This is a genomic window from Mycobacterium sp. HUMS_12744610, assembly GCF_041206865.1.
GTDB classification, from domain to species: Bacteria; Actinomycetota; Actinomycetes; order Mycobacteriales; family Mycobacteriaceae; genus Mycobacterium; species Mycobacterium servetii.
In genome coordinates, this window is record NZ_JBGEDP010000001.1 from 5,396,636 (window position 1) to 5,421,487 (window position 24,852).

At 70.4% G+C, this 24,852-nt stretch carries 18 protein-coding genes and 1 pseudogene; 13 read left to right on the forward strand and 6 right to left on the reverse strand.

The window, feature by feature from the left end:
• Positions 1 to 36: 36 nt before the first annotated feature.
• The 3 genes from AB8998_RS26260 to AB8998_RS26270 are packed head-to-tail and all read left to right on the forward strand — an operon-like array spanning position 37 to position 3,655.
• Positions 37 to 1,773 carry an N-acyl-D-amino-acid deacylase family protein gene (locus tag AB8998_RS26260; RefSeq protein ID WP_369740860.1) on the forward strand — a complete coding sequence of 579 codons (1,737 nt, stop codon included), beginning with the start codon at positions 37 to 39 and terminating at the stop codon, positions 1,771 to 1,773.
• A 38-nt stretch (positions 1,774 to 1,811) separates the two neighbouring features.
• Positions 1,812 to 3,251: a PPE family protein gene (locus tag AB8998_RS26265; protein ID WP_369740861.1), complete on the forward strand. Its 1,440-nt coding sequence runs from the start codon at positions 1,812 to 1,814 to the stop codon at positions 3,249 to 3,251.
• 8 nt (positions 3,252 to 3,259) lie between these two features.
• Positions 3,260 to 3,655, forward strand: coding sequence for a pyridoxamine 5'-phosphate oxidase family protein (locus tag AB8998_RS26270; RefSeq protein WP_369740862.1), 396 nt, complete (start codon positions 3,260 to 3,262; stop codon positions 3,653 to 3,655).
• Here AB8998_RS26270 and AB8998_RS26275 read toward each other — a convergent pair.
• The 4 genes from AB8998_RS26275 to AB8998_RS26290 form a co-directional block, all read right to left on the reverse strand.
• Entirely contained in the window at positions 3,652 to 4,554 is a 903-nt protein-coding gene (locus tag AB8998_RS26275; protein WP_369740863.1) for an SDR family NAD(P)-dependent oxidoreductase, read from the reverse strand. The genes AB8998_RS26270 and AB8998_RS26275 overlap by 4 nt on opposite strands.
• A 177-nt stretch (positions 4,555 to 4,731) precedes the next feature.
• On the reverse strand, positions 4,732 to 6,357 hold the full coding sequence (groL, locus tag AB8998_RS26280; protein WP_369740864.1) for a chaperonin GroEL: 1,626 nt from the start codon (positions 6,355 to 6,357) through the stop codon (positions 4,732 to 4,734).
• Positions 6,358 to 6,578: 221 nt separating this feature from the next.
• The gene (locus tag AB8998_RS26285; protein ID WP_369740865.1) at positions 6,579 to 7,277 is read right to left on the reverse strand and encodes a M24 family metallopeptidase; all 699 of its coding nucleotides are present in this window, start codon (positions 7,275 to 7,277) and stop codon (positions 6,579 to 6,581) included.
• On the reverse strand, positions 7,274 to 7,681 hold the full coding sequence (locus AB8998_RS26290; protein WP_369741778.1) for an SbtR family transcriptional regulator: 408 nt from the start codon (positions 7,679 to 7,681) through the stop codon (positions 7,274 to 7,276). The genes AB8998_RS26285 and AB8998_RS26290 overlap by 4 nt, the downstream gene beginning before the upstream one ends.
• On the opposite strand from AB8998_RS26290, the gene AB8998_RS26295 reads away from it, so the two are divergent.
• The 10 genes from AB8998_RS26295 (at position 7,658) to AB8998_RS26340 (ending at position 23,293) form a co-directional block, all read left to right on the forward strand.
• Entirely contained in the window at positions 7,658 to 8,149 is a 492-nt protein-coding gene (locus tag AB8998_RS26295; protein WP_369740866.1) for a cupin domain-containing protein, read from the forward strand. The two genes, AB8998_RS26290 and AB8998_RS26295, sit on opposite strands and share 24 nt — an antisense overlap.
• A gap of 259 nt (positions 8,150 to 8,408) precedes the next feature.
• Positions 8,409 to 10,172: an NAD(P)/FAD-dependent oxidoreductase gene (locus AB8998_RS26300; RefSeq protein WP_369740867.1), complete on the forward strand. Its 1,764-nt coding sequence runs from the start codon at positions 8,409 to 8,411 to the stop codon at positions 10,170 to 10,172.
• An 8-nt stretch (positions 10,173 to 10,180) separates the two neighbouring features.
• Positions 10,181 to 15,664 carry a type I polyketide synthase gene (locus tag AB8998_RS26305; protein WP_369740868.1) on the forward strand — a complete coding sequence of 1,828 codons (5,484 nt, stop codon included), beginning with the start codon at positions 10,181 to 10,183 and terminating at the stop codon, positions 15,662 to 15,664.
• On the forward strand, positions 15,661 to 16,503 hold the full coding sequence (locus AB8998_RS26310; RefSeq protein ID WP_369740869.1) for an ABC transporter ATP-binding protein: 843 nt from the start codon (positions 15,661 to 15,663) through the stop codon (positions 16,501 to 16,503). Before AB8998_RS26305 ends, AB8998_RS26310 begins: the two co-directional genes overlap by 4 nt.
• Positions 16,504 to 16,577: 74 nt before the next feature.
• Entirely contained in the window at positions 16,578 to 17,360 is a 783-nt protein-coding gene (locus tag AB8998_RS26315) for an ABC transporter permease (RefSeq protein WP_369741779.1), read from the forward strand.
• Between the two features lie 36 nt (positions 17,361 to 17,396).
• On the forward strand, positions 17,397 to 18,320 hold the full coding sequence (locus tag AB8998_RS26320) for an SDR family NAD(P)-dependent oxidoreductase (protein WP_369740870.1): 924 nt from the start codon (positions 17,397 to 17,399) through the stop codon (positions 18,318 to 18,320).
• Entirely contained in the window at positions 18,321 to 19,526 is a 1,206-nt protein-coding gene (gene moeA, locus AB8998_RS26325; RefSeq protein ID WP_369740871.1) for a molybdopterin molybdotransferase MoeA, read from the forward strand.
• 52 nt (positions 19,527 to 19,578) lie between these two features.
• Positions 19,579 to 20,271 (forward strand): phosphatidylserine decarboxylase, encoded by a 693-nt coding sequence (locus AB8998_RS26330; RefSeq protein ID WP_369740872.1) that lies wholly within the window; start codon positions 19,579 to 19,581, stop codon positions 20,269 to 20,271.
• Positions 20,268 to 21,131: a CDP-diacylglycerol--serine O-phosphatidyltransferase gene (pssA, locus tag AB8998_RS26335; RefSeq protein WP_369740873.1), complete on the forward strand. Its 864-nt coding sequence runs from the start codon at positions 20,268 to 20,270 to the stop codon at positions 21,129 to 21,131. Before AB8998_RS26330 ends, pssA begins: the two co-directional genes overlap by 4 nt.
• Positions 21,128 to 23,293, forward strand: a complete 2,166-nt coding sequence (locus AB8998_RS26340) for an AAA family ATPase (protein ID WP_369740874.1) — start codon at positions 21,128 to 21,130, stop codon at positions 23,291 to 23,293. Before pssA ends, AB8998_RS26340 begins: the two co-directional genes overlap by 4 nt.
• Positions 23,294 to 23,344: 51 nt before the next feature.
• Here AB8998_RS26340 and AB8998_RS26345 read toward each other — a convergent pair.
• Together AB8998_RS26345 and AB8998_RS26350 are read right to left on the reverse strand one after the other, a co-directional pair.
• Positions 23,345 to 23,838 (reverse strand): annotated as a pseudogene (locus AB8998_RS26345) (enoyl-CoA hydratase-related protein); the annotation flags it as partial.
• The gene (locus AB8998_RS26350) at positions 23,835 to 24,851 is read right to left on the reverse strand and encodes a TIGR03617 family F420-dependent LLM class oxidoreductase (RefSeq protein ID WP_369740875.1); all 1,017 of its coding nucleotides are present in this window, start codon (positions 24,849 to 24,851) and stop codon (positions 23,835 to 23,837) included. The pseudogene AB8998_RS26345 and the gene AB8998_RS26350, both read right to left, overlap by 4 nt.
• Position 24,852: the final 1 nt, after the last annotated feature.

Consider the following 24,852-nt stretch of genomic DNA (forward strand, 5'->3'; position numbering starts at 1 on the left):
CTGGCATGACCCCGGCGACGGTCGTAGATTATTTAGATGACCTACGACCTCATCATCCGCAACGGCACCATCGTCGACGGGCTGGGGGGTGAGCCGTACGTCGGCGACGTGGCGGTGAAGGACGGGATCATCGCAGCGGTGGGCGCGGTCAACGGTGCCACCGGCGAGCGCGAGATCGACGCCACCGGGCTGCTGGTCACCCCGGGCTTCGTCGACCTGCACACCCACTACGACGGCCAGTCCGTCTGGTCGGAGCGGCTGACCCCGTCCTCGGCGCACGGGGTGACCACCGTGGTCATGGGCAACTGCGGGGTCGGCTTCGCGCCGTGCCGCCAGGAAGACCACGACGTGCTCGTCGACGTGATGGCCGGCGTCGAGGACATTCCCGGCGTGGTGATGACCGACGGCCTGCCGTGGACGTGGGAGACCTTCCCCGAGTATCTGGACGCCCTAGAGGCGGGACAGCGCGACATCGACGTGGCCGCCTACCTGCCGCACTCGCCGCTGCGGGTCTACGTGATGGGGCAGCGCGGCGCGGACCGCGAGCCGGCCACCGCGGAGGATCTGGCGAGGATGCGGGCGCTGGCCAAGGAGGCGATCGAGGTGGGCGCGCTGGGCTTCGCCTCGTCGCGGCTGGCCATCCACAAGACCGAGAGCGGCTCGCCGATCCCCAGCTACGACGCCGCGCGCGAGGAGATCGAGGAGATCGCCAAGGGCGTCGTCGACGGCGGCGGCGGACTGCTGCAGTTCGTTCCCGACATCCCCGCCGGCGGCTACCAGCCGGTGCTGCAGACGGTGTTCGACGTCGCCGAGGACGTCGACCTGCCGGTCACGTTCACCCTGGTGGTCGCCAATGCGGGCGACCCGACGTGGGAGGACGCCATCACGATGATCGAGAAGGCGAACAAGAATGCGGGCGAGGTCCGCTTCACCGCGCAACTGTTGCCGCGCCCGATCGGGCTGATCATCGGACTGCAGCTGACCGCCAACCCGTTCGTGCTCTACCCCAGCTACCGCGAGATCGCGCACCTGCCGCTGACCGAGCGGGTCGCCGAGATGCGCAAGCCGGAGGTCCGCGCCCGCATCCTGGCCGACAAGCCCGGCCACGGCCACCCGATCCTGTACGTGGCGCAGATGTGGGACTGGATCTACCCGCTGGGCGACACCCCCGACTACGAGCCCGACCCCGCGACGAGCATCGGCGCCCGCGCCCGCGCCCGGGGCGTGGAGCCGATGGAGGAGGCCTACGACCGGCTGCTCGACGACGACGGGCGCGCCATGCTGCTGGTGGCCACCAGCAACCTGGCAAACAATTCGTTGGACACGGTCGGCACGCTGCTGCACCGGGACGACGTGGTGCTCGGCCTCGGCGATGGCGGCGCCCACTACGGGATGATCTGCGACGCCAGCTACTCCACGTACTTCCTGACGCACTGGGCGCGCGACCGCAAGTCGGGCCGGTTCAGCGTGTCCGAGGCCGTCCGCCAACTGACCTCGGTGCCGGCCCGGGTCGCGGGCCTGGGCGACCGCGGCCGCATCGCCGTCGGCTACAAGGCCGACCTCAACGTCATCGACCACGCCGCGCTGCGGCTGCACAAGCCGGTCATCCGCCACGATCTGCCCGCCGGCGGGCGCCGCCTGGACCAGACCGCCGACGGTTATGTCGCCACGATCGTGTCCGGGGAGGTGATCGCCGCCGACGGCGTTCCCACCGACGCTCGTCCCGGCAAGTTGGTCCGGGGCCGGCGGTCATCCCCAGTGGCCGCTCGATAACGCCACGAAGGGCGGCCCGTCCCGGTTAAGTTGGGTCAGTGACGAGCCCGCATTTTGCGTGGTTGCCGCCTGAGATCAACTCGGCATTACTGTTCGCCGGTCCGGGAGCGGCGCCGCTGCTTGCTGCGGCGACCGCGTGGGAAGGGCTCGCCGAGGATCTGGCGTCGTCAGCATCGTCGTTCCTGACCGTGACGGCGGACCTGGCCAGCGCGTCATGGCAGGGCGCTTCGGCGACGGCGATGCTGTCCGTCGCCACGCAGTACTCGGGGTGGCTGAGCGCGGCGGCGGCCCAGGCCGAGGCCGCAGCAAGCCAGGCGACGGCCATCGCGGCCGCGTTCGAGGCGGCGTTGGCGGCCACGATCCAGCCGGCGGTGGTCACGGCGAACCGGATGCTGGTGCAGGCGCTGGCAAACACGAATTGGTTCGGGCTCAACGCGCCGGCGATCATGGACACCGAGGCCGCGTACGAGCAGATGTGGGCGGCCGACGTCGCTGCCATGTTCAACTACCACGCCGACGCGTCCGCGGCCGCCGGTCAACTCGCGCCCTGGCAGCAGGTCCTGCAAAAGCTCGGGTTCAAGTTCAGCAACGGCCAGCTCACCAGCATCCTGCCCGGGAGCAGCGGCCAGGGATCCAACCTCGGTTTCGGCAACAGCGGCGCCCAGAACGTCGGGGCCGGCAACTCCGGTAACAACAACCTGGGGTGGGGCAACCTCGGCAACGGCAACATCGGCTTCGGCAACAGCGGTAACAACGACTTCGGCATCGGGCTGACCGGCAACAACCAGTTCGGCTTCGGCGGCTTCAACTCGGGGACCGGGAACATCGGCCTGTTCAACTCGGGCAACAACAACATCGGTTTCTTCAACTCGGGCAACGGAAACTTCGGCATCGGGAACGCGGGTTCCTTCAACACCGGCTTCGCCAACTCCGGCAGCATGAACATGGGCTTGTTCAATAACGGCGCCGCCAACACGGGCTTCTTCCAGGACAACTCCCTGGGCGCCCAGTCGGGCGCCGGCGCCGGGATGCTCGGATCCGGCCGCTACATCACCGGCGGTCTGGGCGCGGCCAACCTGGGCTCCGGCCTGCTCAGCTCGGCCGCGGCCAACACCGGCGGGCTGAGCGCGAGCCTGGGCAACGCGGCCTTGCTCAACCCGCCCGCGGCCAACGCCGCCTTCGCCGCACCGGTGGGCCAGCCCGCCGCGATCGCGGGCGGTGTCGAATCGCTCGGCCCGAACGCCGCCGCCGTCACCGCCGCCGGCGGTCCCACGCCCACCGTGGGCGTGCGGACCGCGGCCGCCGCTCTCACGGGTGTCTTCACGCCCACCACCGGCGACTCCGGGGTGCGCAGCAACCCGCCCGTTCGCGAGCCGGGCATCCCCAACTCGGGCTTCTTCGGCAAGGCCGACCGCACCCCGACGGGTCCCAACACGGGTATCAGGGAGCTGACCCTGCTGCCGACCCCGTCCGAGTAGACGACACCATGCGGACGAAGAAGAAGGTAGACCTGCAGCGGCTCGCCGCCGCTCTCACCGACTACCCGTACGCGTATCTGATCACCGTCGACGACGGCTATCGCGTGCACACCGTGACGGTTGTGCCCACGCTGCGCGGGGGGACTCTCGACGTCGGCCCCATCGGCGGTCACACCCGCGAAAACCTCGTCCGGCGCGGCGACGTCACCCTGCTGTGGCCCCCCACCGAGCCGGGCGGCTACTCGCTCATCGTCGACGGGCACGCGCAGGCCGCGGGACCCGATTCCGCGTCCCTGGGCGTCGTGCCCGACCGCGCGCTGCTGCACCGCGACGCCGCCCCCGACTCACCCGAGGCGGCCAGGGGCTGTCTGCACGACTGCGTCGTGTTCTCGCTGCCGGCCTAGCGCGCGATCGCGGCAGCGTACGAGCATGAAGCGCACCGGGTCGCGGTCGGAGGCGAGGTGGGAAGCGCTGACCCGTCCCGGCGCAGGTCCCTTTTCAGGCCCGGGTGCTGGTTTTTCAACAGCGGCAACAGGACCCGTCGCGGCATGAACTGGAACAGGCGGGTGGACAGCTGGCTGGGCAGCCCGGCGATCACGGTGCCGCGGTCGTGTTCGAGCGCATCGACGCCGATGCGCGCCACCTCGCACGACGGCATCCACATGAACTTCGGGAACGCGTCGGCGAAGGTGCGTTCGTCCATGCCGGCGTTCTCGAGGAACTCGGTGCGCACCGGCCCCGGGCACAGCAGTGCGACGGTGACACCGGTACCCGCGAGCTCGGCGCGCACTGCTTCGGTGTAGGCCTTGACGAACGCCTTGGTGGCGGAGTAGCCGGCCTGCCCGGGAAAGGGGTGGAAACCCGCGGTGGATCCGACGTTGAGGATCGCGCCGCGTCCGCGGGGCACCATCTGCTGGACCGCGCGGGTGGTCAGGTCGATGACGGCCTCGACGTTGACCCGCACCTGCGCGATCTCGTCGGCGACGGGCGTTTTCGTCACCGCCCCGATGGTGCCGATGCCGGCGTTGTTGACCAGGATGTCGGCGGTCAGCCCGCGCCGGCCGACCTCGTCGAGGAGGTCGGCGCGGGCGGCGGGATCCGCGACGTCGCAGGCGATCACCTCGACGTGCGAGCCGCCCCTGGCCAGTTCGTCGGCCAGTTCTCGCAGCCGGTCTTCGCGGCGGGCGATGAGGGTGAGGCCGTGGCCGCGCGCGGCCAGTTCGCGGGCGATGTCGGCGCCGATGCCCGAGGACGCCCCGGTCACGACGGCGGTGCTGGTGGGTGCGGGAACAGGAAGGGCCACGCGCTCGAAGCTACCGGATCGGGGTCAGCGCGCTTCCGACCACGAGGCGAAGTCGAAAACCGATAGCGTCGGCGATATCGCTTTCGCGAACCGAGTGCCGACCTTCACACCGTGACGGCGGTGACGACACGAAAAAGCCCGGCCCCCAAAGGGACCGGGCTTTCCCGTTGGACAGACTCAGAAGTCCATGCCACCCATGCCGCCGGTCGGGTCGCCCGCCGGAGCGGCCGCCTTCTCCGGCTTGTCGGCGACGACGGCCTCGGTCGTCAGGAACAGCGCCGCGATGGACGCCGCGTTCTGCAGCGCCGAACGGGTCACCTTGACCGGGTCGGCCACGCCGGCCTTGAGCAGGTCCTCGTACTCACCGGTGGCGGCGTTGAGGCCGGTACCGGCAGGCGAGTTGCGAACCTTCTCGGCCACCACGCCGGGCTCTAGGCCGCCGTTGAAGGCGATCTGCTTCAGCGGAGCCTCGAGCGCCACCCGCACGATGTTGACGCCGGTCGCCTCGTCCCCGTCGAGCTTGAGCTCGTCCAGCGCCGGGGCCGCGTGCAGCAGGGCCACGCCACCACCGGCGACGATGCCCTCCTCGACGGCCGCCTTGGCGTTGCGGACCGCGTCCTCGATGCGGTGCTTGCGCTCCTTGAGCTCCACCTCGGTGGCGGCGCCGGCCTTGATCACCGCAACACCGCCGGCCAGCTTGGCCAGGCGCTCCTGCAGCTTCTCGCGGTCGTAGTCGGAGTCGCTGTTCTCGATCTCGCTGCGGATCTGGGCCACCCGCCCGGCGATGGCGTCGGTGTCACCGGCGCCCTCGACGATGGTGGTCTCGTCCTTGGTGACGACGACCTTGCGGGCCTTGCCGAGCAGCGCCACGTCGGCGCTCTCCAGCGACAGGCCGACCTCCTCGCTGATCACCTGACCACCGGTGAGGATCGCCATGTCCTGCAGCATCGCCTTGCGGCGGTCACCGAAGCCGGGGGCCTTGACCGCCACCGACTTGAAGGTGCCACGGATCTTGTTGACGACCAGGGTGGAAAGCGCCTCGCCCTCGACGTCCTCGGCGATGATCAGCAGCGGCTTGCCGGCCTGGATGACCTTCTCCAGCAGCGGGAGCAGGTCCTTGACCGTCGACACCTTGGAGCTGACCAGCAGGATGTAGGGGTCCTCGAGGACCGCTTCCTGGCGCTCGGCGTCGGTGACGAAGTAGCCCGAGATGTAGCCCTTGTCGAACCGCATGCCCTCGGTGAGCTCGAGCTGCAGGCCGAAGGTGTTGGACTCCTCGACGGTGATGACGCCCTCGTTGCCGACCTTGTCCATCGCCTCGGCGATCAGGTCGCCGATCGACTGGTCGCCGGCGGAGATGGCCGCGGTGGCAGCGATCTGCTCCTTGGTCTCGACTTCCTTGGCCTGCTTGAGCAGGGTCTCGGTGACCTTCTCGACGGCCTTCTCGATGCCGCGCTTGAGGCTCAGCGGGTTGGCGCCGGCCGCAACGTTGCGCAGGCCCTCCTTGACCAGCGCCTGGGCCAGCACGGTCGCCGTCGTCGTGCCGTCACCGGCGACGTCGTCGGTCTTCTTGGCGACCTCCTTGACCAGCTCGGCGCCGATCTTCTCGTACGGGTCCTCCAGCTCGATCTCCTTGGCGATGGACACACCGTCGTTGGTGATCGTGGGGGCACCCCACTTCTTCTCGAGGACGACGTTGCGGCCCTTGGGACCCAACGTCACCTTTACCGCGTCGGCGAGGGCGTTGAGCCCGCGCTCGAGGCCGCGACGGGCCTCTTCGTCGTACGCAATTGTCTTGGCCATTGCGAAGTGATTCCTCCGGGTCGGGAATGAAACTGGGGCCACCGTGGTGACGACAACCCCATTACTTACGCTGGCCGGGCGCAGTGCCCGCGACGGACGACCAGACTGGCCTCACCGTCCCGACCTAGCACTCAGCGGTCGCGAGTGCCAACGTCATTCTTAGCACTCGCCTATGCCGAGTGCAAGAATAGTTCCGCCGTTATCGCGCTGCGCGTAACCGCTCAGGGCAGGTCGAGCAGCTGCTCATGGAAACCACCGAAGCCGCGGGCGGGATCGACCAGATGGACCTCGAGAATCCAGTGACAGCGCCGACCGCGCGGGTCCGCGCGCCGCATCGGCTTGTCCGACCCGGGCATGATGTACCACTGCACGCCCGGCCCGGCGATCTTGCGGTGCGGGAACTCCCCGACCAGGTGCCCGGCGATCGAACTGCCGAACTGGAAGCCCTCGGCGTGGGTCACCCCGACGACGAAGTCGAACAGCTCGGCCCCGGTGACGTCGGGGCGGTGAGCGAAATACTCCCGGCCGGCCTCCCACACCCGGGGCAGCGCGTCGCGCAGGGCCGTCTTGTGCGGGTCGTCGCTCAGCACGAAGGTGCGGCCGAAGTCGGCCTCCCACTCCGCGAAGACCGGCCCCAGGCCCAGGAAGACGATGTCGCCGTCGGCGATCACCCGGTCCGGCGGGCGCTCCGAGAACGGCTGCAGGGTGTTCTCGCCGGCGCGCACGATCCGCCGGTGCCAGTGCTGCGTCACGCCGAGCATGTCGGCGGCCAGCTCCTGAATCTCGTCGGACAGCTCCCGCTCCCCCACGCCGGGCCGGATCATGGCGCGCCGTTCGATCTCGTCGAACAGCTGCTCCGCCCTGCCCTGGGCGTCGAGCAGCCGCCGCGCGCGGACTCGTTCGTCGGCGACGGGGTTCATCGTTCCGATGCTACGGACGCCACGGCGCGCAGGCCGTCGATGACGGCGTCGGTCGCCCGCTCGGCCAGCGTCGAGTCGTAGGCCTGCATCGCCTGGCACCCGACGAGAATCGCCTTGAGGTCGCGCATCTCGATGTCGCGCCGCGCCGTGCCCGCCTCCTGCGCGGGGCGCAGCAGGTCGCCGATCATGGCCTTGAAGGCGTCTTCGGCCTCGGGCGCGGCGCAGGCGATGGCGATAGCGGCGCGGACACCCGAAGCTGGTGCCGTCCAGCACGAAGTCCCGCAACCCCGACCGGCAGCGCCGGTTGTGGGCGCTCGGAGGAACTGACCGGCGTCGTCTATTCCTTCGACTGACCGTCGGGGCGGGGCGACACTGGAGGCATGTCCCTGGTCGTGCCGTCGTATCCGCCGCCCCGCTACACCGCCGACGAGCCGGAGGTCAGCGCCTGGCTCAAGCGGGCCGACTCGCCCCCGGACTGCGAAACCGGCGGCGTGAGATACCACTACCTGGCCGACCACCGGGCCACCGATGGCGACTACGGCCTGTACCGGGTCGACCTGCCGCCGGCCGGCGGCGGGCCTGGGCCGCATTTCCACCGGGCCATGTCCGAGGCGTTCTTCGTGCTGTCCGGAACGATGAAGCTCTACGACGGCGCCCGCTGGGCCGACGGGCAGGCGGGCGACTTCCTCTACGTCCCGCCCGGCGGCGTCCACGGCTTCCGCAACGAGGCCGACGCGCCGGCGTCGATCCTGATGCTGTTCGCCCCGGGCGCGCCGCGCGAGGCCTACTTCGAGGGATTCGGCGCGCTGGCCGACATGACCGACGACGAACGCAGGGAGTGGTTCGTCCGCCACGACAACCACTGGGTGTGAGAGCTCGGCCGCCATCGGCCGGCCCTGAAATTCAGATACTTAACTATTAACCAATTGAATCAGTTGCGGGATCACGCTAGTCTGGCCCTTGATGAAGCTTGACCAGGGGACGCACGGGTTCGCGGGGTCGGCCACGGGTGTGCGACCACCCTCGCGTACAACGCGACTCTTGCCGGGATGGGCGGTCTGATCCTTGCACCCCAACAGATTTGAAACCGTCGCACCGCAGGCCGAAGAAGAGAACTGAGAAGGAAAGCCCGTGGACGTACGAGCCCAGCTCTCGCAGCTGGATACCGCAACACGGGAGGCGCTGGCGCGCAGGATCAAGAGCCAGCGTAAAAGAGAAACCGCCGCTGACAACGACGTGGTCATTCTGGGGGGCGGCGTTGCGGCACTCACCCTGGCGCTGGAGATTCGCCGCGAGCGCCCGGCAACGCGGGTTCTGCTCATCGATCCGAGAGTCCACCCGCTGCCCGAAATCACCCACACCGTCGGGGAATCGACCGTCGAGGTCTCGGCGCACTACTTTCGCGATCGCCTCGGTCTGGGCGAGCACCTGAGCACGTCGCACATCCGCAAGATGGGTCTGAGGATGTTTTTCTCCCACGGAGCAAACACCGATATCGCCCAGAGAATGGAACTGGGAAGCTCGTCGTTCGTGCCGCAGGTGACCTACCAGGTCGATCGCGGACGCCTGGAAAACGAGCTCACCCGCCGCTGCCTGTCGGGCGGCGTGGAAATCGCTCGCGGCCGGGCGCACTCGGTGCGGTTCGGCTCGGGGACCGGTCCGCATGTGGTGTCGATCCAAAACGGTCACGCGACAACAGCCACGACCGGACGATGGCTGGTCGACGCGTCTGGCCGCAACCGGATGCTGCCCCGGCAACTCGGCCTCAGGCGGGGCAATGGCCACGCCTGCAATTCCGCGTGGTTGCGCGTGGCCGCCGAGATCGACGTCGGTCGATGGAGCGACGACCCGGCATGGCGGGGCCGCCTGGTCGAGGGCGACCGGGCGATGTCGACCAATCATCTGATGGGCGAGGGATATTGGGTGTGGCTCATCCGCCTGGCCTCGGGTGCCACGAGCGTCGGGATCGTCGCCGACCCCGCGTTTCACGCGTTCGACGATTTCAACACCCTCGCCAAGGCCAAGGCGTGGCTCGGCGAGCACGAGCCGCAGTGCGCGGCGGTCCTGGCGGCGCACGAGCACCTGATCATGGACTTCCGCGTCATGAAGAGATACAGCCATGGCGCGGCGAAGGTGTTCGACGGCTCCGAACGTTGGTGTATCACCGGCGATTCCGGGATATTTCTCGATCCGTTGTATTCGTCGGGGATGGATCTGGTCGCAATCGGCAACGGCCTGATCACCGACATGATCGTCCGGGACATGGACGGGGAGGATGTCGTCGCGCGGTCACAGATCAGCGACACCCTGTTCCGGTCCCTCACCGACATGTGGCTCGCCGTCTACCAGGATCAGTACGCATTGATGGGGAAGCCGACCGTGATGTCGGCGAAAATCATCTGGGACGTCGCGTTCTACTGGGGATTCATCGGCCTGCTCTACACGAACGGCCGGTTCGTCGGCGTCGCCGACGAACCCGACTTCGTTCCGCACCTCGACGGGCTCATCGCGCTCAGCAATCGGGTGCAGCGCTTCTTCCGGGAGTGGGCCGCAATCGAGGGCGACCTCTCGCCGGTGCCGTTCGTCGACCTGTACTCGCCACTGAACTTCATGGTCGCCCTGCACACCGCGATGATGGGACCCCGCGCGGACTTCGCCGAGCAGTTCGACGCGAACGCGCGCCTACTGCGACAACTCGCGGGCCAGCTTGTCGACACCGTGCTGGCGGACAAATCCCCGCTATTCGGCGACGACGCCGTCATGCGGCAGGTGCAATCGTGGCAAGTCGACTCGCTCCTGCGGGAACTCCGCGCGACCTATCGGCGCGAGCAGGCGACCCACCCGATCAGCGGCGGCTGGGTGGTCACCACCTCGGCCGCGCTGCAACCGAATTGACGTCGGGCATGACCGGCTCACCGTATGACCGCGGCGGCCACGAGCCGTTGGCGATCGTCGGGATCGGGTGCCGCTTCCCCGGCGGATCCGACTCGGCGGAGAGCTATTGGCGCCTGCTGTGCAGCGAAACGGACGCCACCTGCGTGGTTCCCGAGACGCGGTGGAATGCCGCGCGCTATCACGACCCGAACCCGGCAAAGGTCGGCAAGATCGTCACGTCCCGCGGCGGATTCCTGCGCCACATCGACCAATTCGATGCGCAGTTCTTCGGCATCTCGCCCCGGGAGGCGCACTCGCTCGACCCGCAACAACGTCTCCTGCTGCAGGTGACGTGGGAGGCGCTGGAAGACGCGGGCATACCCGCCGACACCCTGGCGGGCACCGATGTCGGGGTCTTCGTCGGCGGCTTCACCCTCGACTATCAGCTCCTGCAGAACCAGGGCCGCACCAGTCGCTACCGGTTCAAGCCGCACTCGGCCACCGGGATGATGATGACGATGCTGGCGAACCGGATCTCGTACGCGTTCGACCTCCGCGGACCCAGCATGACGATCGACACGGCGTGCTCGAGTTCGCTCGTCGCGGTTCACCTCGCGGCGCAAAGCATCTGGAACGGCGAATCGCAGGTCGCCCTGGCCGGCGGCGTGAACGTCATGATCGGGCCCAACACCGCCATCGCCGAATCCAAGAGCGGGTTTCTCAGCCCGGACGGGCGTTCCAAGGCCTTCGACGACTCCGCGGACGGCTACGCCCGGGGGGAGGGCGGCGCGATCGTGGTGATCAAACCGCTCGGGCAGGCGCTGCGCGACGGCGACGAGATCTACGCACAGATCCTCGGCACGGCGGTATCGCAGGACGGCCACACCGACAGCATCACCGTGCCGAGCGAAAAGGCCCAGGAGGCCGCGATCCGCAGGGCGCTGCGGCAAGCCGGTGTCCGGCCCGCACAGGTCGGTTACGTGGAGGCGCACGGCACCGGGACACCCGTCGGGGACCCCATCGAGATGCGGGCGCTGGCCGGGGCGTTGTCGGCGGACCGGCCGGCGGCCAAGCCACTTTTGATCGGATCGGTCAAGACCAACATCGGCCACCTCGAGGCCGCCGCGGGCGTCGCCGGACTGATCAAGGCGGCGCTGGTGGTCAAGCATGGCCACATCCCGGCCAACCTGCATCTGCGCACCCCGACCAGACACGTCCGCCTGGAGGACCTGAAGATCGACGTTCCCGCCGCGGGCCGGCCGTTTCCCGATTGTGGGCGACGCGTGGTGGGCGTCAACTCGTTCGGCTTCGGCGGCACCAACGCGCACGTGGTGCTCGCCGAGCCGCCCGCCCCGCCGTGCGCCCCCGAACCGGAGCAATCGCGTCCGCTGCCGCTGACGGTTCTGCCGATCTCGGCGCGCAGCGAGGAGGCGGTGGTCGCGGCGGCCGGCCGGTTGGCCGAGCACTTGGCGACCCACCCCGACGTGACCCTGGCGGACCTGGGGTACACACTCAGCCGGCGGCGCGCCCATCTGAGCCACCGCCGCGCGCTGGTCGCCGAGTCGATCGCCGAAGCGCGAGAACAACTTCGAGCCGTCGCCGACGCGGGGCAGCTCCTCACCGAGCGCGCCCTGCCGACCGCACCCAGGCTCGCGTTCGTCTGCACCGGAATGGGTCCCCAGTGGTGGAAGATGTGCCGGGGCCTGCTCGACGTCTTCCCCGCGTTCACCGACAGCATCCGGCGCACCGATCGCGAGCTGTCGCGCTACACCACCTGGTCGCTGATCGAAGAGCTGGGGCGCGACGAAGCCCGTTCTCGCATGGCGGAAACCGAGATCGCGCAACCGGCGAACTTCGCCATCCAGATCGCCCTGGCCGAGCAGCTCGCGAGTTTCGGGATCCGACCCGACGCGGTGATCGGCCACAGCGCCGGGGAGGTCGCCGCTCACCATCTGGCCGGTCTGCTCACCTTCGAGCAGGCGATCGAGGTGATCTACCACCGAAGCCGGCTCCAGCAACGCGCCAGCGGGCGGGGCGGCATGCTCGCCGTCGGCCTGGACGCCGAAACGCTCCTGCGCACCGTAACGGACACGACCCGAGCCGAGTTCGGACGGCGGGTGTCGGTGGCCGCGATCAACGGCCCGTCGACGGTGACCATCGCCGGGGACAACGACGTCCTGAACGACGTCGCCCGGCAGTTGGACGAGGCCCGGATCTTTTACCGTCACCTCTCGGTCAAGGTGCCCTACCACAGCTACCACATGGACCCGCTCAAGGAGGACCTCCACGGTGCGTTGCGGGGAATGTCGTCGAAGGCCGCCACGCTGCCCCTGTACTCGACGGTGACCGGCGAGACGTTGGACAAATACGACGCCGGCGCCGCGTACTGGTGGCAGAACACCCGCGCCACAGTCCTGTTCGAACCGGCGATCCGCCGCATGATCGAGGACGGCTACACCCATTTCGTCGAACTGGGCCCGCATCCCGTCCTGGCGGCCTCGATCCAGGAAACCGCCGGGAGCCAACGGGTCACGGTGCACGCGACCCAGCGCCGTGACCACGACGACGGCCGAACGATCATGAACTGCCTCGCCGCGCTGCACTGCCACGGCCATGAGATCGCCTGGGAGGCGCTGCAACCGCGCGCCGGCGCGCGGCTTCTGAAGCTGCCCGCCTATCCATGGCAGACGAAGCGCTTCTGGACCGAAACGCAGGAAGCGGTGGAGTCGCTGTACTACAACCCGGCCCACCCGCTGCTGGGGCAGCCGGTCGGCGCCGTCCACCCCACCTGGGAAGCCGAAATCACCGGCGTCGTCAACACTTTCCTCGCCGATCACCGCGTGCAGGGCAGCGTGGTGTTGCCCGGGTCGGTGTACGTCGAGATGGGCCTCGCGGCCGCCGAGCTCACCTACGGCTCGAAGCACAGCGTCGACAACCTCGTGTTGCACCGCGCCGTCATCCTCGACGAGACGTGCGACCCCATTCTGCGGACCACGCTCGACGAACGGGACGGCACGCTGGAGTTCACCGCGTTCAGCGCAACGGCCGACGGGGAGCTCAAGTGGGCGCTCACGGCGACCGCGGAACTCAACACCCTACCTGCTGCCCCGGCCCGCGGCGGTCCGCCCGACGACATGGGCCTCGCCGCGATCGACGGTGCGCAGTTCTATGCCCGCACCGGCGCCGTCGGATTCGACTACGGCGAGGCGTTCCGCTGCGTGCAGCGGGTGACCGCCGGAGAGGACTGGGCGGTCGCCGAGATCACCGTCCCGGCCCGGATCGCGGCCGAGCTGGCGGAGTACCGATTCCATCCGGTGCTCATCGACGGCGCCTTCCAAACGCTTTTCGGCGCACCGTTCCTCGGCAAGGAAGAAAACGAGGTGCCGTACCTGCCGACCCGGATCCGCCATTGCGCCGTCTACGGCCCGCCCGACGAGCACATGACGGTGCGCGTGCGCGTAGTGTCCGCGACCAGGGAGGCGATCGAGAGCGACATCACCGTCAGCGACCTGCGCGGGGTCCCGCTCGCCGTGTTCGACGGCTTCACGGTGCAGTCGCTGAGCGCCTCGTCCCGCGTATCGCCCGAGCACATCGACAAGGGACTCTACGAACTGCACTGGCGCCCAATGGACGACGCCGGCGACCGGTTCGCCGACCCCACCGGAGATTCGTCGTGGCTGGTCCTCGCCGACACGTCGGGCACCGGCTCGCTGCTCGCCGGTGAGCTGCGCCGCCGTGGCCACCGGGTGCACACGGTCGAGCGCGCCGAGGCCGCCGATCGACTGGACGACCTGTTCGGCGCGCACCTCGGCGGTGACACCGGCCTCGCCGGCGTCGTCGACTGTTGGCCGCTCGACGCCCGCTCTGAAACCGACACCGGGACATGGCGTCCCGTTCTGGATCTGCTGAGAACCCTCGCCACGGGCGCCGCCGGCAAGCCGCGCCTCTTCCTGGTCACGGCCAACGCGCAACCGGCACCCGGAACCCGGCTGACCGCGAGCCCGCAGGCCGCCGTCTGGGGACTCGGCCGGGTCATCGGTCACCAGGAGTTCCCCGAATTCTGGGGCGGCCTCATCGATGTCGACGAGGCAGACGATCGCGGCACCACCGCCGCGCGCATCTGTGCCCACATCCTCGGCGACTCGGCCGAGGACCAGATCGCGATCCGGGGCGGCACGACGTTCGTTCCGCGGCTGCGCCCGTGCACCGGCCTGACGAAGCCCTTCCCCACCAAGCTCGCCGCCGACGCGACGTACGTCGTCACCGGCGGGGCGGGAGCGCTGGGCCGCGTCGCCGCCACCTACCTGGCCGAGCGGGGCGCCCGCCACATCACGTTGCTCGGCCGCAGCGCAATCCCCCCGCGAAGCGACTGGGCGGCGCTGACGGACCGCGACGCCCACTTCGCGGCCGTGACCGCGATCCGGGCGATCGAGCGCCTCGGCGCCCACGTCGCGACCGCCGCCGTCGATGTCACCGACGCCGCGCAGGTGAGGGCGTGGCTGAGCGATCACATGGCCGAGGCCGGCCGGCCGGTCCGCGGCATCATCCATGCCGCGGGGCTGGTCGACGACCAACTCCTGCTCAACATGAGCGACGCGGATTTCGCCAAAGTGCTGGCGCCCAAGGTTGTCGGCGCCCGCGTGCTGCACGACGCCTTCGACGGGCACGACCTCGCGTTCTTCGTCATGTTCGGGTCCGCGGGGTCGGCCATCGCCTCGCCGGGCCAGGGCAATTACGCGGCGGCCAATGCCTATCTCGACGCGTTCGCCCACTACCGGCAGGCTCAGGGGCTGCCGGCCGTCACGATCGGGTGGGGGCCCTGGTCGGTGGGCATGGTCGAGGAGCTCGGGCTCGAGGACGTCTACACGCAGCGGGGCATCGAGCTGATCACACCCGCGATGGGTGCGCGGATCCTGGATCGGCTGATCAACCAGAGCGCGCCGAACGTCATCGCCATCGGCGCCGACTGGGGCCGGGCCCGCCGCGCCGCGTTCGGGGGGCGAGTAGTGCCGATGTTCGCCGAACTCGAGGCCACCGAAACACCCTCGCACTCAAGCGATCCGCAATCCTCGATCCTCGAGGTCCTGGCCGGTGCGGCGGCCGCCGACAGGGCGGCGCTGGTCGCGGACCACGTTCGCCGCATCGTCGCCACGGTCTTCGACTGCGCCGTCACCGACATCGAGCCCGATGCCATCCTCGATGAGATCGGGCTGGATTCCATGATGGCCATGGACTTCCGGGTGCGGATCAACACGGCGTTCTCGATCGACCTGCCGGTGCTGGAGATACTCAGCGGCGTGAGCGTGAACTCCGTGTCGGATCGGGTGCTCGCCGAACTACTCCGCATTCACGGTGACACGCCCGCGAGCTCCGCGGAACCGGTTGCCGCGCAACCGTCCGACAGCGACGTCGACCGGCTGATCGACGAGCTTTCCGACGACGAGCTCGCCGAACTGCTGGCCGAACTCGGGGCGCAGGACGCCCGGCCCGAGGCCGGAGGGGCGAACCCGTGACTGAAAAATCCGCGGTGCACGTTCGGGGGTTGTCGAAGGACTACGGGCGGGTGCGAGCGGTGCGGGATCTGGATCTCGACGTCGGCTACGGCGAGATCTTCGCGATCCTCGGCCCCAACGGGGCCGGCAAGTCGACGACCATCGAGATCCTCGAGGGCAACCGGCGGCGGGATGCCGGAGACGTGCGGGTGCTCGGCGCGGACCCGGGGATGGCGGGCAGGGACTGGCGCGCCCGGATCGGCATAGTTCTGCAAGAGGTCAGCGACGCCGGGATGCTCACGGTCGGGGAAACCGCGTCGCTGTTCGCGAGGTGCTACGGCACCGCGCGCGAGCCCGGTGAGGCGCTCGAACTGGTCGGGCTCGCTTCGGTTTCCGGTGCGCGGGTCAGGAAGCTGTCCGGGGGACAGCGCCGCCGCCTCGACGTCGCCCTCGGCATCATCGGCATGCCCGAACTGCTGTTCCTCGACGAGCCGACGACCGGGTTCGATCCCGAAGCCAGGCGGCAGTTCTGGGACTTGATCAGGCTCTTGGCGGCCGACGGCACGACCATCCTGCTGACCACGCACTACCTGGAGGAGGCCGCAGCGCTCGCCGACCGCGTCGCGGTCATCGCCGGCGGGCGGGTGGTCGCCGTGGACTCGCCGACGAAGCTGACCGCACACGTCGACTCGGCTGCGACCGTGCAATGGCTTCAGGGAGGCGAAATTCGGATGCAGAAAACGGATTTCCCGACGCAGCTGATCAGGCGGCTCAGCGAGGACGGCGCGGAGCTGGCCGAGCTGACGGTCACCCGGCCGTCGCTCGAGGACGCCTACCTGCGTCTGATCGGGGTGGCGTGAACACCATCGAGCGCGCGGCCGCGCCCGCGCGACGACGCCATCGGGCCACGCCGGCCAAGTCATCGCTTCCGTCGGTGGTGCGGATCGGATTCTCACGCGTGATCCCCGAATTGAAGATGTTCTACCGTCGGCCCGAGCAGCTGGCCCTGACGTTCTCGATGCCGGCGGTGATCTGCGTTCTGCTGGGGTCGATCTTCTCCGCGAAGCTGCCCGGCAGCGACATCAGCACCGGCGCCGTGATCGCGGCGAGCATGCTCGCCTACGGCATCCTGTCGACGTCGTTCATCAACCTCGGTATCAGCATCGCCGCCGACCGTGACACCGGGGCGTTGCGGCGGCTTCGCGGCACCCCGACGACCGCGGCGTCATACTTCGTCGGCAAGGTCTGCCTGGTCGCCATCGTCAGCCTCGCCGAGGCCGTCATCCTGCTCCTGGTCGGGGTGCTGGCCTTCGACCTGCACCTGCCGACGAGCCTTTCCGGATGGTTCACCCTGACGTGGGTCTTCCTTCTGGGTGTGATCAGCTGCTCGCTCGCGGGCATCTTCATCAGCAACGTCGCAAGCAACGCGGTGTCGGCCGCCGTCATCACCAACGGGCCCGCGGTGGGTCTGCAATTCGTCTCGGGAACCTACGTGCCGCTCATGGTCCTGCCGCAATGGATGCTGTCCATCGGGTCGCTGTTTCCCGTCAAGTGGATGGCTCAGGGATTCCGCTCGGTGCTGTTGCCAAGCCGGATGGCCACGTTCGAACCGGCCGGCAGCTGGGAGCACGGGCGAATACTGCTGGTCCTCCTCGCGTGGAGTGCCGGCGGACTGATCGCGTGCCTCAGCGTCTTCCGGTGGTCGGATCAGCGCTGAACGGCGGCGCCGGGCCCGGGTGAGTATGTTTTGGCCATGACGTCCAACAAATGGTCGGAAGCCGACGTCCCGGACCAGAGCGGCCGCGTTGCCGTCGTCACCGGCTCCAACACCGGAATCGGCTACCAGGCGGCCGTCGTGCTGGCCTACCGCGGCGCCCACGTGGTGCTGGCCGTGCGCGACCTCGCCAAGGGCAACGCCGCCCTGTCGCGCATCGTCGCCGCACATCCCGGCGCCGACGTCACCCTGCAGGCCCTGGACCTGAGCTCGCTGGACTCGGTGCGTTCCGCGGCCGACGCGCTGCGGGCGGCCTACCCGCGCATCGACCTGCTGATCAACAACGCCGGGGTGATGTGGACCCCCAAACAGCTCACCGCCGACGGCTTCGAGATGCAGTTCGGCACCAACCATCTCGGCCACTTCGCGCTGACGGGCCTGCTGCTCGACCACCTGCTGGACGTGCGCGGCTCGCGGGTGGTGACCGTCAGCAGCCTCGGCCACCGGCTGCGCGCCGCGATCCACTTCGACGACCTGCAGTGGGAGCGCAACTACGACCGGATCGCCGCCTACGGGCAGTCCAAACTGGCCAACCTGCTGTTCACCTACGAGCTGCAGCGCCGGCTGGCCGCCAACCCCGAGGCGAAGACCATCGCCGTCGCTGCGCACCCCGGCGGCTCCAACACCGAGCTGGCCCGCAACCTGCCGGCGATCTTCCAGCCGCTGAAGGCGGTGCTGGGGCCGGTGCTGTTCCAGAGCGCGGCGATGGGAGCCCTGCCCACCCTTCGTGCCGCCACCGACCCGGACGTGCAGGGCGGGCAGTACTACGGCCCCGACGGCTTCCTCGAACAGCGCGGCCACCCCAAGCTCGTGACGTCCAGCGCGCAGTCCCACGACGAGGAACTGCAGCGCCGGCTGTGGGCCGTCTCCGAGGAGCTCACCGGCGTCACGTTCGGAGTCTGAGTGCGCTCCGTCGACGAACATCAGCGGGTCGTCGCCGGCCTGATCCGGGCCCGGCCGGCGACCACGGCCACGTTGGCGGACGCCCAGGGGCTGGTCCTGGCCGACGACGTCGTCGCGGGGCTGGCGCTGCCGGTGTTCGACAACTCCGCGATGGACGGATACGCGGTGCGGGCCGAGGACATCGCCGCCGCGACACCCGGGCACCCAGTCGTGCTGCCCGTCGCCGAGGACATCCCGGCCGGACGCACCGACGAGTTGGCGCTGCTACCCGGGACGGCACACCGCATCATGACCGGTGCGCCGCTGCCGGCGGGCGCGACGGCCGTGGTGCCGGTGGAAGACACCGACGGCGGGATGGACACGGTGGCGATCCGGGCGCCCCGCGAGCCCGGCAAGCACATCCGGCGGGCGGGTGAGGACGTCGCCCCGGGCACCACCGTGCTGCGCCGCGGCCAGGTCGTGACCCCGGCGATGCTCGGCCTGGCCGCGGCGCTGGGGATGGCCGGCCTGCCGGTACTCCCGCGCCAGCGGGTGCTGGTGATCTCGACCGGGTCGGAGCTGGTGGTTCCGGGTCTCCCGCTGCGCCCCGGCCAGATCTACGAGTCCAACTCGGTCATGCTGGCCGGCGCCGTCCGCGAGGCCGGCGCGGAGGTGCTCGCCGTCGAGACCGCCGAGGACGACGTCGCGCAGTTCGCCGCGATCCTGGACCGGCACGCCGCCGCGGCCGACCTCGTGATCACCAGCGGTGGGGTCAGCGCGGGCGCCTACGAGGTGGTCAAGGACGCCTTCGGCCGGGAGGGCGACCAGGGGGTCGAGTTCGTCAAGGTGGCCATGCAGCCGGGGATGCCGCAGGGCATCGGCCGCGTCGCCGGCACCACGATCGTCACGCTGCCCGGCAACCCGGTCAGCGCGCTGGTGTCCTTCGAGGTGTTCATCCGCCCGGCGCTGCGCCGGGCCATGGGCCTGCCGGACCCGGAGCGCCCACAGCGCCCCGCGATCCTCACCGAGTCGCTGACCTCGCCGCGCGGCAAACGCCAGTTCCGGCGCGCGATCCTCGACGCCGGCGACCGCACGGTCATCAGCTACGGGCCACCGGCGTCGCACCACCTGCGGTGGCTGGCGTCGGCGAACGCGCTGCTGGACATCCCCGAGGACGTCGTCGAGGTGGCCGCCGGAACCGAGTTGCAGGTGTGGGATCTGGCGTAGGGTCCGGGTCGACTCTGCGGCGCCGGTCGCCGCGGCTCCGTAAGATGACCGCGTGGCCCGACGCCCTGGCACCAGTCCGCGACACGTGCTGGAGTTGGTGCGCTCCACCGTCCCGCCGATGCATCCAGCCGGGCGGCCGTTCGTCGCCGCCGGCCTGGGGCTCGCGCTGGCGGGACGCCGCCACCGCTGGCTGCGCCGGGCGGGCTTGCTGGCTGCGGGTGCCTGCGCGGGGTTCTTCCGGCACCCGCGCCGCGTGCCGCCCTCGCGGGCCGGCGCCGTGGTGGCGCCGGCCGACGGCGTGGTCTGCGTGATCGACGCCGCGGCCCCGCCCGCCGAACTCGGCATGGGTGAGGCGCCGCTGCCGCGGGTCAGCATCTTCCTGTCCCTGCTGGACGCCCACGTGCAGCGCGCGCCGGTGACCGGCGAGGTGATCGCGGTGGAACACCGCCCGGGCCGCTTCGGGTCGGCCGACCTGGCGTCGGCCAGCGCCGAGAACGAACGCACCAGCCTGCGGATCCGGACCGAGGGCGGCGCGGAGGTCATCGCGGTGCAGATCGCGGGGCTGCTGGCGCGCCGCATCGTCTGCGACTCGCGGGTGGGCGACAAGTTGTCCGTCGGCGACACCTACGGGCTGATCAGGTTCGGCTCCCGGTTGGACACCTACCTGCCGCCGGGCGCGGTGCCGCTCGTCGAGGTGGGCCAGCGGGCGGTCGCAGGCGAAACCGTGCTGGCCGAACTGCCATGACGATCAGGCCGCGGGCCAGGCGGGGGGTGAGCCTGCAGATTCTGCCCAGCTCGATGACCGTGCTGTCGGTCTGCGCGGGGCTGACCGCGATCAAGTTCGCCCTCGAGCACCAGCCGAAGGCGGCGATGGCGCTGATCGCCGCGGCCGCCATCCTGGACGGCCTGGACGGGCGGGTGGCGCGCATCCTGGACGCCCAGTCCCGGATGGGCGCGGAGATCGACTCGCTGGCCGACGCGGTCAACTTCGGGGTCACCCCCGCGATCGTGCTCTACGTGACGATGCTGTCGACGTCGCCGGCCGGCTGGGTGGTGGTTCTGCTGTACGCGGTGTGCGTGGTGCTGCGGCTCGCGAGGTTCAACGCGCTGCTCGACGACGGCAGCCAGCCCGCCTACGCGCGGGAGTTCTTCGTCGGGATGCCCGCGCCGGCGGGCGCGGTGTCGATCATCGGCCTCATCGGGCTCAAGCTGCAGTTCGGCGCGGGCTGGTGGACCTCGCCGGTGTTCTTGTGCGTCTGGGTGGTGGGGACCTCGATGCTGCTGGTCAGCAAGATCCCGATGAAGAAGATGCACGCCGTGTCGGTGCCGCCGAACTGGGCCGCGCCGCTGCTGGCGGTGCTGGCGATCTTCGCCGCCGCCGCGGTGCTGGCCCCCTACCTGCTGATCTGGGCGATCATCGTCGCCTACCTGGTGCACATCCCGTTCGGGGTGCGCAACCAGCGCTGGCTGGCCGCCCACCCCGAGGCGTGGGCCGACAAACCCAAACAGCGGCGGGCCGCGCGACGCGCCATCCGCCAAGCCCGGCCCAACCGCCGGTCGGTGGCGCGGCTGGGGCTACGCAAACCGGGTGGGCGTCTGACGTGACGGGCTCCGGTCGGCTCACGCTCACCGCCCGGCTGAACACCTCGGCCCTCGACTCCCGCCGGGGCGTCATCCGCCTGCACCCCAGTGCCGTCGCCGCGCTCGGGATCCGGGAGTGGGACGCGGTGTCGCTGACCGGGTCGCGGACCACGGCGGCCGTGGCGGCTCTTTCCGGGCCGGACACCGCGGTCGGCGCGGCGCTGCTCGACGACGTGACGCTGTCCAACGCCGGGCTGCGCGAGGGCACCGCGGTGCTCGTCGGTGCGGTCACCGTGTACGGCGCTCGGTCGGTGACGCTGTCGGGCTCGTCCCTGACGACCCGGTCGGTGTCGCCGGTCACCCTGCGCCAGGCCCTGCTCGGCAAGGTGCTGACCGTCGGCGATGCCGTGTCGCTGCTGCCCCGCGACCTCGGCCCCGGCACGTCCACCTCGGGGGCCACCCGCGCGCTGGCGGCCGCGGTCGGGATCAGCTGGACCTCGGAGCTGCTGACCGTCACCGGCGCCGACCCGCAGGGGCCGGTCAGCGTGCAGCCGAACACGCTGGTCACCTGGGGGGCCGGCGTCCCGGCCGGCGCCGGGCCGGTCACCCGGGAGCCGATGGCCACGGGAACCCCGGCGATCCTCATCGAGGAGCTCAAGGGCTCGCAGCCGCAGGCCGCCAAGCTCGCCGAATGGCTCAAGCTCGCGCTCGACGAACCGCACCTGCTCGAGACACTGGGCGCCGGCGCCAACCTGGGGGTGCTGGTGTCGGGCCCGGCCGGGGTGGGCAAGGTGACGCTGGTGCGCGCGGTGTGCGACGGCCGCCCGCTGGTGGAACTCAACGGCCCCGAGGTCGGCGCGCTGAGCCCCGCCGACCGGCTCGCGGCGGTGGCCGCGGCGGCGCAGCAGGTTCGCGGCGGCGGCGGTGTGCTGCTGATCGCCGACGTGGACGCCCTGCTGCCGGCCACCGCCGAGCCGGTGGCCGCCCTGATCCTCGGCGAGCTGCGCACCGCGGTGGCCACCGGGGGCGTCGCGTTGATCGCCACCACCGCGCGACCCGACCAGCTCGACGCCAGGCTGCGCGCCCCCGACCTGTGCGACCGGGAGCTGCGCCTACCGCTGCCGGACGCCGCGACGCGCAAGGCGTTGCTGGAGGCGCTGCTGAAGCCGGTGCCCACCGAGGCCCTTCGGCTCGAGGAGATCGCTTCCCGTACACCGGGTTTCGTCGTCGCTGATCTGGCCGCGCTGATGCGTGAGGCGGCGCTGCGGGCCGCGTCGCGGGCCAGCACCGACGGGCAGCCACCCCGGCTGAGCCAGGACGACCTGGCCGGCGCCCTCGGCGTCATCCGTCCGCTGTCCCGCTCGGCCGGCCAGGAACTGGCGGTCGGCAGCGTGACCCTCGACGACGTCGGCGACATGGCCGACGCCAAACAGGCGTTGACCGAGGCGGTCCTGTGGCCGCTGCAGCACCCCGACACCTTCGCGCGGCTGGGCGTCGACCCGCCCCGTGGCGTGCTGCTCTACGGCCCGCCCGGCTGCGGCAAGACCTTCGTGGTCCGCGCGCTGGCCAGCACCGGGCAGTTGAGCGTGCACGCGGTCAAGGGCTCGGAGCTGATGGACAAATGGGTGGGCAGCAGCGAGCGGGCGATCCGGGACCTGTTCCGCCGGGCCCGCGACTCCGCGCCGTCGTTGGTGTTCCTCGACGAGGTCGACGCGCTGGCACCCCGGCGCGGGCAGAGCTTCGACTCCGGCGTGAGCGACCGCGTGGTGGCCGCGCTGCTGACCGAACTCGACGGCATCGACCCGCTGCGCGACGTCGTCGTGCTCGGCGCCACCAACCGTCCCGATCTGATCGACCCCGCGTTGCTGCGGCCCGGACGGCTGGAGCGCCTGGTGTTCGTCGAACCGCCCGACGTCGCCGCCCGCGGCGAAATCTTGCGCACGGCAGGCAAATCGATACCGCTGAGCGCCGACGTGAACCTCGACGACATCGCCGCCGGGCTCGAGGGCTACAGCGCGGCCGACTGCGTGGCGCTGCTGCGGGAGGCGGCGCTGGCCGCGATGCGGCGGTCCATCGACGCCGCCGACGTGACGGCCGCCGACCTGGCGGCGGCCCGCGAAACCGTGCGCCCCTCACTGGATCCGGTGCAGGTGGATTCGCTGCGCGCGTTCGCCGCAGCCGGATAGGACCTCAGGGCTCCGAAATGGGTCGCCGCGTTCCGGGCCCCGCGTTTAACCGTGGATCGCGTTGTCCCACAACAGCTGCTTGCACAGCGCGGCCGACATCGGCGCCACGTTGGCCGCGATCTCGCGGGCGATCTCCATCGTGTGCTCGAAGACCTCGCCGGAGGGCAGCGCCCGGTTCCCGGCGACGACACGCAGGTCGGCCTGCAGCTCGATCGTCAGGCCGATGCCCACCGCGTGGCCGTTCACCGCCGCGAGAACGGGCTTGCGCAGCTCGAAGGCAGCCGGGTCGATCGGCGACGCCGAAAACGTCTCGTCTGCCGGGGAGTCGAAGGCGATGCGCCGCCGGAGAAGTCGGCGCCGGCGCAGAAGGCGCGGCCCACGCCGGTCAGCACGATCACCCGGACGTCGTCGTCGCGGTCGCATTCGGAGTACGCCGCACTGAGCAGCCGCCCCATCTCCGCGGTATAGGCGTTGAGGTGCTCGGGGCGGTTGAGGGTGAGCACGGCGACGCCCGCGGCGACCTCGACCGTCACCGCCGGGGTCATCGCGGCGCCCGGTGCAGGGCGGCGATCAGGTCGGCGACGTCCTGACCGCGCGGGGTGTAGCCCGGGAAATAACAGCACACCTCCCCGGCGTGCTCGCCGAACCGCTCTTCGATCTGCCGCGCGCACTCGTCGGGGCTTCCGGCGATCCCGATCCGGGCCACCATCGGTTCGGTGATCATCGCCCGCATCTCGGCGAAGCGGCCCTGCTTGGACAGCGCGTTGAGTTCGGGCTGGATGCCGGCCCACCCTTCGACCTCGAGCACCGGCAGGTAGGCCGGCGTCGAGCCGTAGAACCCGATCAGCGACGCCACCCCGTCGACCGCGGCCGCCAGGTCGTCCTCCTCGCGGCCCACGGCGACCATCGCCTGGGCCACGATCTGGAAGCCGCCCGGCGACCGCCCCGAACGGCGCAGCCCCTCGGCGACGGCGGGGATCGTGCGCTCGGCCAGATGGCGGGCGCTGTTGAACGGCATGACCAGCAACCCGTCGGCGAACTCGGCGGCCGTGCGGGTCATCACCGGGCCCAGCGCGCCCAGCAGCACCGGCGGCGGCCCGAACGGGTTGGGCCCGGGGTTGAAGTTGGGCGCCATGATCGTGTGCGTGAAGAACTCGCCGCGAAAATCCAGGCGGCTCTGGCCCTCCCACGCCGCGAAGATCGCCTTGATCGCCGTGACGGTTTCGGCCATGCGGGCCGCCGGCCGCTCCCACTTACTGCCGTAACGCTTTTCGATGTGGGCCTTCACCTGCGACCCCAGGCCGAGCCGGAACCGGCCGCCGCTGTACTCCTGAAGGTCGTAGGCCGCGTGCGCCAGGTGCAGCGGGCTGCGCGGCGGCGCGATCGCCACGTTGGTCATCAGGTCCAGGCGGGTCTCGCCGGCGGCGAGCAGCAGCGGGAAGAAGACGTCGTGCTGGCCCTCGAAGGTGAACAGGCCGTCTGCGCCCGCCGCGGCGATCTCGGTGGCGCTCGCCCGCGCGCCCGCCGGCGCGCCGTCGATCTGCAGATGCACCTTCATG

Excerpts from the sequence above, each read along its gene's own strand:
- AB8998_RS26260 (WP_369740860.1), top strand. The coding sequence starts at position 37 with ATGACCTACGACCTCATCATCCGCAACGGCACCATCGTCGACGGGCTG.
- AB8998_RS26270 (WP_369740862.1), top strand. The coding sequence starts at position 3,260 with ATGCGGACGAAGAAGAAGGTAGACCTGCAGCGGCTCGCCGCCGCTCTC.
- groL (WP_369740864.1), bottom strand. The coding sequence starts at position 6,357 with ATGGCCAAGACAATTGCGTACGACGAAGAGGCCCGTCGCGGCCTCGAG.
- AB8998_RS26285 (WP_369740865.1), bottom strand. The coding sequence starts at position 7,277 with ATGAACCCCGTCGCCGACGAACGAGTCCGCGCGCGGCGGCTGCTCGAC.
- AB8998_RS26295 (WP_369740866.1), top strand. The coding sequence starts at position 7,658 with ATGTCCCTGGTCGTGCCGTCGTATCCGCCGCCCCGCTACACCGCCGAC.
- AB8998_RS26305 (WP_369740868.1), top strand. The coding sequence starts at position 10,181 with ATGACCGGCTCACCGTATGACCGCGGCGGCCACGAGCCGTTGGCGATC.
- AB8998_RS26320 (WP_369740870.1), top strand. The coding sequence starts at position 17,397 with ATGACGTCCAACAAATGGTCGGAAGCCGACGTCCCGGACCAGAGCGGC.
- pssA (WP_369740873.1), top strand. The coding sequence starts at position 20,268 with ATGACGATCAGGCCGCGGGCCAGGCGGGGGGTGAGCCTGCAGATTCTG.
- AB8998_RS26350 (WP_369740875.1), bottom strand. The coding sequence starts at position 24,851 with ATGAAGGTGCATCTGCAGATCGACGGCGCGCCGGCGGGCGCGCGGGCG.